The 10,400-nt window shown below is 68.6% G+C and carries 6 protein-coding genes; 3 read left to right on the top strand and 3 right to left on the bottom strand.

All coding sequences use genetic code 11. The annotated features are described in order from the left end of the window. Positions 1–47 precede the first annotated feature (47 nt). A complete protein-coding gene (locus U1H99_RS02930) occupies positions 48–800 on the top strand; it encodes a 2OG-Fe dioxygenase family protein (protein WP_323140270.1) in 753 nt (250 codons plus the stop codon). A 362-nt stretch (positions 801–1,162) separates the two neighbouring features. On the opposite strand, the gene U1H99_RS02925 is transcribed toward U1H99_RS02930, so the two are convergent. Continuing rightward, positions 1,163–2,401 (bottom strand): DUF1501 domain-containing protein, encoded by a 1,239-nt coding sequence (locus U1H99_RS02925; protein ID WP_323140269.1) that lies wholly within the window; start codon positions 2,399–2,401, stop codon positions 1,163–1,165. A gap of 23 nt (positions 2,402–2,424) precedes the next feature. After that, a complete protein-coding gene (locus tag U1H99_RS02920) occupies positions 2,425–3,945 on the bottom strand; it encodes a DUF1800 domain-containing protein (RefSeq protein WP_323140268.1) in 1,521 nt (506 codons plus the stop codon). A gap of 205 nt (positions 3,946–4,150) precedes the next feature. On the opposite strand from U1H99_RS02920, the gene U1H99_RS02915 reads away from it, so the two are divergent. Both U1H99_RS02915 and U1H99_RS02910 read left to right on the top strand, forming a co-directional pair. After that, positions 4,151–5,329, top strand: coding sequence for an efflux RND transporter periplasmic adaptor subunit (locus U1H99_RS02915; protein ID WP_323140267.1), 1,179 nt, complete (start codon positions 4,151–4,153; stop codon positions 5,327–5,329). A 9-nt stretch (positions 5,330–5,338) separates the two neighbouring features. Further along, the gene (locus tag U1H99_RS02910; protein WP_323140266.1) at positions 5,339–8,452 is read left to right on the top strand and encodes an efflux RND transporter permease subunit; all 3,114 of its coding nucleotides are present in this window, start codon (positions 5,339–5,341) and stop codon (positions 8,450–8,452) included. Positions 8,453–8,461: 9 nt separating this feature from the next. Here the strand turns inward: U1H99_RS02910 and U1H99_RS02905 are convergent, their stop codons facing one another. Next, positions 8,462–10,156, bottom strand: a complete 1,695-nt coding sequence (locus tag U1H99_RS02905) for a methyl-accepting chemotaxis protein (RefSeq protein ID WP_323140265.1) — start codon at positions 10,154–10,156, stop codon at positions 8,462–8,464. Between the last annotated feature and the right edge of the window lie 244 nt (positions 10,157–10,400).

The raw sequence follows: 10,400 nt of genomic DNA, 5'->3' as shown, positions 1-10,400 counted from the left end.
GTCCACCCTACGTCCCGACTGCCGAAAAAAGGTGCTACGCTATCGGGATGACTACACCGCAAGCACCCTACACCGATCCCGCCCGCGTCGTCGATGCGCTGCGCAGCGACGGCTACGCCCTTCTCTCCCCCGCCACCGTGGCCGCGTTGGCCGGCTGTCCGCTCGAGGAGCTGATGGCCCTGGCGCCGAGTTGGGAGCGCCTCGAGCTCGACAACTACCTGAAGGACGGCGGCCGCTACCGGCGCCGCCGCCATTCCTGCTTCGTCGACAGCGGGACCGACCTGACGCAAAGCCCGCACCGCGCGCACTGGCAGCCGGTCGAGTACAACGCCCTGCACGGCGGCATGCACCGCCTGTTCGTGCCGATCGAACCTGCGACCGTCGAGCAGCCGGCCTGGAGCAAACTGCTGCGCGCCCTCGGCGGCGTATGTGCGGCGGTAGCCGGTCCCGAGACCTGGTACGTCGAGGCGCACCAGTTCCGCATCGACACCGCCGACGGCATCGGCCGTCCGACGCCGGAAGGCGCGCACCGCGACGGCGTCGATTTCGTGGCCGTGATCCTGATCGGGCGCCACAACATCAAGGGCGGCGAAACCCGCGTGTTCGAGGCGAACGGGCCGAAGGGGCAGCGCTTCACCATGACGGAACCGTGGACCCTGCTGCTGCTGGACGATGCGACCGTGATCCACGAATCGACGCCGATCCAGCCGGTGGGCGAACACGGGCACCGCGATACGCTGGTGCTTACCTGGCGCAAGGGGGCGTTCCAGGGGGATGATGTCGAGGTCAGCGGGGCCTGAAGCGCTGCTGTTTTTCAGCTCTCTGACTTCGGTGGCTGAACTTGGGTTCCCGCCTGCGCGGGAACGACGTTTTGAAGCCGCTGGCCTGAAGACCGTCATTCCAGCTTTGGATACGAACTTGGGTTCCCGCCTGCGCGGGAACGACGTTGTAAAGCCGCTGGCCTAAAGACCGTCATTCCCGCGCAGGCGGAATCCAAGTTTTACGCACTGCCCACAAGGCAAAAAAAAGGCCCGCTGTTGTGCGGGCCGGAATCCAGGTTTTCGGAGAAAAACTGGAGGAGACAGTTCCAATATAGCCCTCATTTTTGTGCACTGCAATACAGTAAAACTACGGTATTCAATCGTGCGCACCCAGAGGGACCCTAGCCTTTCATCACCTGAAATGAAGCGGTTCTTTGCGGCATTGCGGGAAATACCTGCAGCAGCTGCTTATCGCCCAAAAGTAAATGTCGTTCAGCAACCTGGGCTAGCACCGAACGGAAATCGGTATTGACCGGCAAATCCCGTCCTTCATTCAGCGCAGCGTCGCCGACGCCTTCCCACTCGCCATACACCTTGCCGCCATTGACATTCCCGCCCAGCAGCCACATGACGTTGCCGTGGCCGTGGTCGGTGCCGCCATTGCCGTTTTCGCGCGCCGTGCGGCCGAATTCCGACATCACCAGTACCAGCGTGTCGTCGAACAGCGGTCCCAGGCGCTCGGCCAGCAGCGCCAGCCCCTGCCCCAGCGGCGCCAGCCGGTTGGCCAGCTGGCCGCTGCCGGCGCCCTGCGCCGCGTGCGTATCCCAGCCGCCGAGCGCGACGAAGGCGAGCTGGATCCTGGGATCGTTGCGCATCAGCGTCGCCAGGCGCGCGGCGTCGTCGGGGAAACCGTTGGGCAGCGGCGCGCCGCGGTCGGCGGCCATCATTTGCGGCGTTTCCGTGGCGGCGTCCATTACTTCCCGGTGCGCCGTGCGGCCGTCGGCATAGGCGCGCCCGAAGCGCGGGTGGCCGTCGTACAGCGCATCGAACGCGGCCGCCACCTCGGGCCGGTCGAGCACGTCCGCCTTGGCGGCGCTGGCCACGTTCGGCAAGTTGACCGCGGCCGCCGTACCTGCCAGGATGCGCGGCATCACCGGGCCGATGCCCAGCAACCGGCTCGGCGTCGCGCTGCCCGGCAGCGCCGCCACCAGCCGGTTCATCCAGCCGTCCGGCGTGTTCTTGCGGCCGGGCGTGGCCGATTCCATGTAGTCCTGGGCGTCGAAATGGGAGCGGGTGGCGTCGGGAGAGCCGCTGGCGTGCACGAAGGCCAGCTTCTTGTGCTGCCACAGCGGCTGCAGGCTGCTCAACGCCGGATGCAGGCCGAAGTAGCCGTCGAGGTCGAGCGCACCGCCTTCCATGCCGGGCGCCGCCAGGCCGATGGTCGGACGCAGGCGCAGGTAATTCTCGTCGCCGACCGGGGCGACCACGTTGAGGCCGTCGACGGCGCCGCGCAGCATCACCACCACCAGCTTGCGGCGCGTGGGCGATGCCGATGCGGTCGCGGCCCAGGCGTGCGGCCCGAGCGGCAGCACGATGCCGGCGCCGAGCGCCAGCGCATTCAGGAAATCCCTGCGTTGCATGATCTGTCTCCTCCTGTCGTCCGTCAGCGCTGCATGAAGTCCGGGCTGCCGAGCAGCATCGCCGCGCGCAGGCGTTCCGGCCCCTGGCCGACGATGCCGAGCGTGCGTGGCGATACCGATCCGGCCAGCGCCGCCTGCAGCGCGGCCGGGTCGAGCGGCACCGGCTTGGGTGCCGGCTGAGAAGCCGGCTGATAAGCGGGCTGAGAAGCGGCCAGCGGCAGCCGCCCGCCCGCCAGCGCCGTGGCAAAGGCGATCCGCCGCGTCAGCGCATCCGGGTTCCGCCAGGCGTCCTGGGTATTCTTGTAGCCGTCCGGCGTCTGGCAACCGTACAGCGGCATGCCGAGCTGGGACATGGTGTTCGTCAATGACCCCACGTTGGCGACCGCCACGCCGCTCGCGCGCAGCGCCGACAGCACGAACTGGTAAGGCGTCTTGAACTTGGCGCCGGCCGCTTCGGTGGACATGAACTCGGGGCTGGTGAACAGCGTGCGCAGCACCGTGCGGATGTCGCCGCTGCTGGCGCGCCAGGCGGCGGTCATGCGCTCGACCAGCGCCTGCGGCGGATCGTCGCTGACGAAGTACTGGGCCAGCTGGCGGCTGACGTGGCGCGCCGTGGTCGGGTGCACGGCCAGCACGTCGAGCGCGCGCTCGCCCTCGCGCTGGCCGTCGGGCGCGATGGCCTGGCCGAGCCAGGTTTTATTCCCCTGGTCGTGGCGTTTGGGGTCGAAGCGAAAACCTTCGCCGCCGGCGGCCAGGCGGCGCTGGTCGAAGGTCCAGCCGGTCAGCATGCGCGCCAGCTCGGTCACGTCCTGCTGGGTATACCCGCCGTCCACGCCCAGCGTGTGCAGCTCCATCAGCTCGCGCGCATAGTTTTCGTTCAGGCCGCCCTTGCGCTTCGCTTTCGGGTTCGGATCCGGTGCCGAGGACACCGCGTTGTCGAGGTAGAACAGCATCGCCGGGTGTTTGGCGGTGGCGCCCAGCAGGTCGCGAAACCTTCCCAGCGCATGCGGGCGGATCGCCTCGTTCTCGTAGCTGGTGACCAGCGCGCGGTCGATTCCCTTGCCGGCAAACACATTGAAATGGTTGTACCAGAAGTCGACCATCACTTCCTCGAGCTGACGCGGACTGTCCAGCGCGCGCAGCAGCCGCGCCTCGGCCGCTTCGCGCGCCACCCGCGCGTCGAGTTCGCGCCGGCGCTGGCGCGCGCCCTCGTCCTCGTCGCGCACCTGGCGGCGCAGCGCCAGGTATTCGTCGAGCGAAGCGCCGGCGCTGCGCGTGACGGTGCCGAGGCCGTCCAGGCGCGCCGTCAGCGCAGCCGGCAGCGCGATCGCTTCCGGCTGCAGCTGTTCGTCGATCCAGCGTCCCACGCCGATCCGGGTGACACGCTCGACGTCGCCGGGGCGCGGGCCGAAGGCCAGCCGGTTGAGCACGTGGACCGCCTGCTGGTCCGGCGCCAGCGGTGTCGGCGGTGCGGGCCCGGCCAGGGCCGGTTGCGCGCACAGCGCGGCGCAGAGTAATAGAACAGGCAAGGAATGAGGGCGCATGCTGGCTCCCGGCAATGGCGGAATGGCTCGATAGTATGAGTCTGCCTATTGCCGCCCGACTGCGAAAGCAATGTTTTGTAACATCGCGGCACGAATACGGCGCGTCCAACCATTTGTGGCGATATTTACGATGCCTCTTTGTTACACTGTGGCAGTTAAAGTCCATGCCATCCGCCATGGCCGGATCGTCCTTCCTCCAGATACCATGACACCATTCCGCCCCCGTACCCGACTCGCCCTGGCCAGCCTCGCCCTGGTCCTCGTTGCCGGCACCGCCGGGCTCCTCGCCACCGGCCGCGCCGCCGACGACAAGAAAGCGGCTGCGCCGCGGCCTGCGCTCACCGTCACCACCGCGCGCCCGGAAAACGCGCGCATGCCGCTGCAGCTGGCCGCCAACGGCAACGTCGCCGCCTGGCAGGAAGCCGTGATCGGCAGCGAATCGAACGGCCTGCGCCTGCTGGACGTGCGTGTCAACGTCGGCGATGTCGTCAAGAAGGGCGAGGTGCTGGCCGTGTTCGACGCCGCCACCGTCAAGGCCGACCTGGCGCAGGCCCAGGCCGCCGTGCAGGAAGCCGAAGCGAATGCCGCCGCCGCCAGCGCCGACGCCACGCGCGCGCGCACGCTCACCAACTCCGGCGCGCTGAGCGAGCAGCAGATCACCCAGTACATGACCACCGAACGCGCGTCGCGCGCGCGCGTGGCCGCCGCCAGGGCGACCGTGGCCCAGCAATCGCTGCGCCTGAAATACGCCGAGGTGCTGGCCCCGGACAGCGGCATCATCTCGGCGCGCAACGCGACCGTGGGCGCGGTCGGCGGCGTCGGCATGGAGATGTTCCGCATGATCCGCCAGGGCCGGCTGGAATGGCGCGCCGAAGTCACCGCGGCCGAACTGCCGCGCGTGAAGCCGGGCGCCAAGGCCGAGATCAAAACCGCCGCCGGCGGCATCATCCGCGGCACCGTGCGCACGGTGGCGCCCACCGTGGACGCCCAGAGCCGCGTGGCGCTGGTCTACGTCGACCTGCCGCCCATGATGAAGGCCGACGCGCCGCTGAAAGCCGGCATGTTCGCCAGCGGCACCTTCGAGCTCGGCCACTCGACTGCCCTGACCGTGCCGCAGCAGGCGGTCGCGGTGCGCGACGGCTTTCCGTACGTATTCCGCCTGAACGCCGACAGCCGCGTCAGCCAGATAAAAGTCAGCACCGGGCGCCGCCTGGGCAACCGCATCGAGGTGGTGGACGGGCTGGCACCGGATGCCCAGGTGGTCGTCAGCGGTGCCGGTTTCCTCAACGATGGCGATCTGGTCCGCAACGTGCCGGCGACGCCCGCGCCACCGGCGGCGCAGCCGGCTCCTGCCAAGGCTGCAGGCAGCGTCGCGGCGCGCTGAGGAGGGGCGATGAATTTCTCGGCCTTCTCGATCCGCAATCCGATCCCGGCGATCATGCTGTTCGTCCTGCTCACGCTCGCCGGCCTGCTGGCCTTCAAGGCGAGCAAGGTGCAGGACTTCCCGGACATCGAACTGCCGATCGTCACCGTCACCGCCACCCTCGACGGCGCCGCCCCGGCCCAGCTCGAGACCGAGGTCGCGCGCAAGATCGAGGACTCGATCGCGACCCTGCAGGGCGTCAAGAACATCTACACCAAGGTGCTGGACGGCGTGGCCACCGTCACCGTCGAGTTCATCCTCGAGAAGGACCTGTCGGACGCGGTCAACGACGTGCGCGACGCCGTCTCGCGCGTGCGCGCCGACCTGCCGGCCGAGATGCGCGACCCCAGCGTGACCAAGACCACCACCGCCGGCCGCGTGGTGCAGACCTTCACCGCGCAGGCGGCCAGCAGGGACGGCAAGCCGGCGCTCGATGCGCCCGACCTGAGCTGGTACGTCGACAACACCGTCTCCAAGCGCCTGCTCAGCGTGCCCGGCGTCGGCGCCGTGAAACGCGTCGGCGGCGTCAACCGCGAAGTGCGGGTCGAGCTGAACGACGAGCGCATGGCGGCGCTGCGGGTATCGGCGCTGGACGTCTCGCGCCAGCTGCGCAACGTGCAGCGCGAGGAGCCGGGCGGACGCGGCGACGTCGGCGGCGCCGAGCAGTCGGTGCGCACGCTGGCGACGGTGCAGACCGCCTCGGCGCTGGCGCGCATGGACATTCCGCTGCCGGACGGCCGCCGCGTCAAGCTCTATGAAATCGCCGACGTGCGCGACACGGTCGCCGAGCCGCGCGCGATCGCCGAGCAGGACGGCAAGCCGGTGGTCGGCTTCGAGATCTTCCGCACCCGCGGCGCCGGCGAGATGGACGTCGCGGGCGGCGTGCGCGCGGCCATCGCCGAGCTGCAGCAACAGCACGCCAACGTGGTGCTGAAGGAAGTGATCGACAATGCCGCGCCGGTCGAGGACAACTTCGACGCCTCGATGGAGATGCTGTACGAAGGCGCGCTGCTGGCGGTGCTGGTGGTATGGTGGTTCCTGCGCGACTGGCGCGCGACCCTGGTCGCCGCCGCCGCCCTGCCCCTGTCCGTGATCCCGGCCTTCCTCGGCCTGTACCTGTTCGGCTACACGCTGAACATGGTGACCCTGCTGTCGCTGGCGCTGGTGGTCGGGGTGCTGGTCGACGACGCCATCGTCGAGATCGAGAACATCTCGCGCCATCTCAAGATGGGCAAGACCCCGATGCAGGCGGCGCTGGAAGCGGCCGACGAAATCGGCATGGCGGTGATCGCCACCACCTTCTCGCTGGTGGCGGTGTTCCTGCCGACCGCCTTCATGAGCGGCATCCCCGGCAAATTCTTCAAACAGTTCGGCTGGACCGCGGTGCTGGCGATCCTGGCCTCGCTGCTGGTGGCGCGCCTGCTGACGCCGATGATGGCGGCCTACTTCCTGAAGCCGGCCAGGCACCAGGAAGACAAGGACGGCCCCCTGATGCGGCGCTACATGCGCACCATGCAATGGTGCCTGCGCCACCGCCGCCTGACCATGATCGCGGCGGCGCTGTTCTTCGCCGGCTCGGTCTCGCTGGTGCCGCTGCTGCCGACCGGCTTCGTGCCGGCCAACGACCGCTCGCAGACCCAGATCAACGTCGAGCTGCCGCCCGGCGCCACGCTGGCGGAGACCCGCGCCGTGGCCGAGCGCGTGCGCCAGGCGGCGATGCGGGTGCCGAACGTGACCGGCGTGTTCAGCTCGATCGGCGGCGGCTCCAGCGGCAACGCCCTGGCGCCCGGCGCCGCCGCCGAGGCGCGCCGCGCCGTGCTGACGCTGACCACCGTGGGGCGCACCGCGCGCAAGGAAAAGCTGGTGGAGATCGAGTCGGCGCTGCGCGCGCGCCTGGCCGACATTCCGGGCGCACGCTTCACCGTCGGCCTGCCCGACACCGGCGTCAAGATGCAGATGGTATTGCGCAGCGAAGACCCGGTGGCCCTGATCGCGGCCGCGCGCCAGGCGGAGCGCGAGATGCGCACGCTGCACGGCATCGGCAACGTCAACTCGAGCGCCTCGCTGGTGCGCCCGGAAATCATCGTGCGCCCCGATTTCGCGCGCGCCGCCGACCTCGGCGTGACCGCGGCGGCGATCGGCGAGACCGTGCGCGTGGCCACCGCCGGCGACTACGACCAGGTGCTGGCCAAGATGAACGTGTCCGAGCGCCAGGTGCCGATCCGGGTGAAGCTGCCGGACGCGGTGCGTACCGACCTCGATGCCATCGGCAGGCTCACCGTGCCGGGCAAGAACGGCCCGGTGCTACTGGCCAACGTGGCCGCCATCACGGTGGAAAGCGGCCCGGCCCAGATCGACCGCCTGAACCGCAGCCGCAACGTGACCCTCGACGTGGAGTTGAACGGACGCTCGCTGGGCGAAGTGAATGCCGAGGCGCGCGCCCTGCCGGCGCTGCGCAACCTGCCGCCGACGGTGCAGATCGCGGAACTGGGCGACGCCCAGGAAATGCGCAACCTGATGGGCAGCTTCGTGATCGCCATGCTGATCGGCGTGCTGTGCATCTACGGGGTGCTGGTGCTGCTGTTCACCGATTTCCTGCAGCCGGCCACCATCCTGGCCGCGCTGCCGCTGTCGATCGGCGGCGCCTTCGTGGCGATGCTGGTCACGCGCAGCGCGCTGTCGATGCCGACCATGATCGGCCTGATCATGCTGATGGGGATCGTGACCAAGAACTCGATCCTGCTGGTCGACTACGCGATCCTGGCGCGCAAGGCCGGCATGAACCGCATCGACGCGCTGGTGGACGCCTGCCACAAGCGTTCGCGCCCGATCGTGATGACCACCATCGCGATGGGTGCCGGCATGCTGCCGCTGGCGCTGGGCCTGTCGGGCGACCCGAGCTTCCGCGCGCCGATGGCGATCGCGGTGATCGGCGGCCTGATCACCTCGACGTTGTTGAGCCTGCTGGTGGTGCCGGCGGTGTTCACCTATGTCGACGACATCGAGCATTGGTTCGGGCGCATGGCCGGCAAATTGCGCCGGCACCCGAGGCAGCCGGTGAAGGGGCATGAAGCGGTGAAGTGAGGGCCCCCTTCAGAAGGTTTCCCACTCCTCCACTGGCGCCGGCTTCGTCACCGGCTTCACTTGCGGCTTCAGTTGCGGCTTCACGGGCGTCGCCAAGCGCGGCGCCGGCGCCGGCTGTGCGGCGCGCCGCGGCTGCACGGCCGGCGCCGCGCTGTCGGCCACATCCACCTTGAACACCGCCACCATCTGCTGCAGCCGGTCCGCCTGCTCCTGCAGGCTGCCCGCGGCCCCGGCCGCCTCTTCCACCAGTGCCGCGTTCTGCTGGGTCACCGCATCCATATCGGTCAGCGCCTGGTTGATCTGCGTGATGCCGCCTTCCTGCTCGCGGCTGGCGCTGCTGATCTCGCCCATGATGTCGCTCACGCGCTGCACGCTGGCCACCACCTCGTCCATGGTGCTGCCGGCCCGGCCGACCAGCTGCGACCCCAGGCTGACCTTGCCGACGGAATCGTCGATCAAGGCCTTGATTTCCTTGGCCGCGGATGCCGAGCGCTGCGCCAGGCTGCGCACCTCGCTGGCGACGACCGCGAAGCCGCGTCCCTGCTCGCCGGCGCGCGCCGCTTCGACGGCAGCGTTCAGCGCCAGGATGTTGGTCTGGAAGGCGATGCCGTCGATGACCGCGATGATCTCGACGATCTTGCGCGAAGCCGTGTCGATATCGCCCATGGTCTTCACCACCTGCGCCACCACCGCGCCGCCCTGGCGCGCCACGTCCGAGGCGCTGGCCGCCAGCTGGTTGGCCTGCTGCGCGTTCTCGGCGTTCTGGCGCACCGTCGAGGTCATCTCTTCCATCGACGACGCGGTTTCTTCCAGCGAACCGGCCTGCTGCTCGGTACGCGAGGACAGCTCCAGGTTGCCGGTGGCGATTTCACGGGCGGCGGTGGCGATCTCGCCGCTGCCGCCGCGCACCTCGGATACCACCTTCAGCAGCGATGCGTTCATCTCCTTGAGCGCCTGCATCATCTGGGCCGCTTCATCCTTGCCCGTGACGTCGATGCGGCTGGTCAGGTCGCCGGCGGCGACGGTGCGCGCCACCTCGACCGCGCGGTGCAGCGGACGCACGACCGAACGCGTGATGAGGATCGCCGCACCGAGCGCCAGCAGCACGGCGGCAACCGCGCATGCGACGACGATGCGCAGTGCCAGCGCATAGGTGACGTCGGCGCCGTCATTCATGCTGTCGAAGCGGCCTTCCTGGAAATCGACCTGCTTGCGCAGGGTCTTGCACAGCGCCTGCAGGGCATCGTAGGCCTTGCCGTAGGCCAGCACGCTGGCTTCCTGCTGTTTGCCTGCGCCGACCAGTGCGCGCACCTGGACGACCAGTCCCAGGTAGGTGTCGCGCTGCGGCTTCGCTTCGGCCAGCAGCGCCTTGCCGGTCGTGGTCACCAGCAGCGGTTCGAGCTTCGTCAAGGCCTGGTTGGCGTCATCGAGGGCGGAGGCCAGGCGCGCCTCGATCCCGGCCTGCGCCGCCGGGTCGGTATTCGCGGTCAGTTGCCCCAGCCGCGCCATGCTGCGGCGTGCGCTGTCGAGTGCCAGGTTGGCCTGGCGTGCGCGCGGCCAGACGCCGTCGGCCATGTCGGACGATACCTGGTTCAGGTTATCCATGTAATACAGGGAGATACCGGCCAAGGCAATAATGATGGCGACCAGCATGCCAAAACCAAGCCGCAGGCGGTTGGCGATGTTCAAATTAAGAAGACTCATATCGACAGTGGAATAGGAATGAACGCAAGCCTGCCGTGCGCGCTGCGGCGGTTGCGGATGCGTGAAAATGGGACAAGACGTGCCGGCGTGGGCTGGGTCGGCGCTGGCGCAAGCAAATAAACTTGCAAACAGGAAAGGCTAACTGAACAAGTTCCATCTGGCAACTAATTGCGATGGCAATGTCGGTTAGCTACAACTTGCAATCAAAACGGCGCATCAATAAAAAAGCCGGCGCATGGCCGGC

The sequence above is a fragment of the Massilia phyllosphaerae genome (assembly GCF_034659755.1).
Lineage (GTDB): Bacteria > Pseudomonadota > Gammaproteobacteria > Burkholderiales > Burkholderiaceae_D > Telluria > Telluria phyllosphaerae.
The sequence above is the reverse complement of the archived record's forward strand: the minus strand, read 5'-3'. Positions and strand labels throughout refer to the sequence as shown.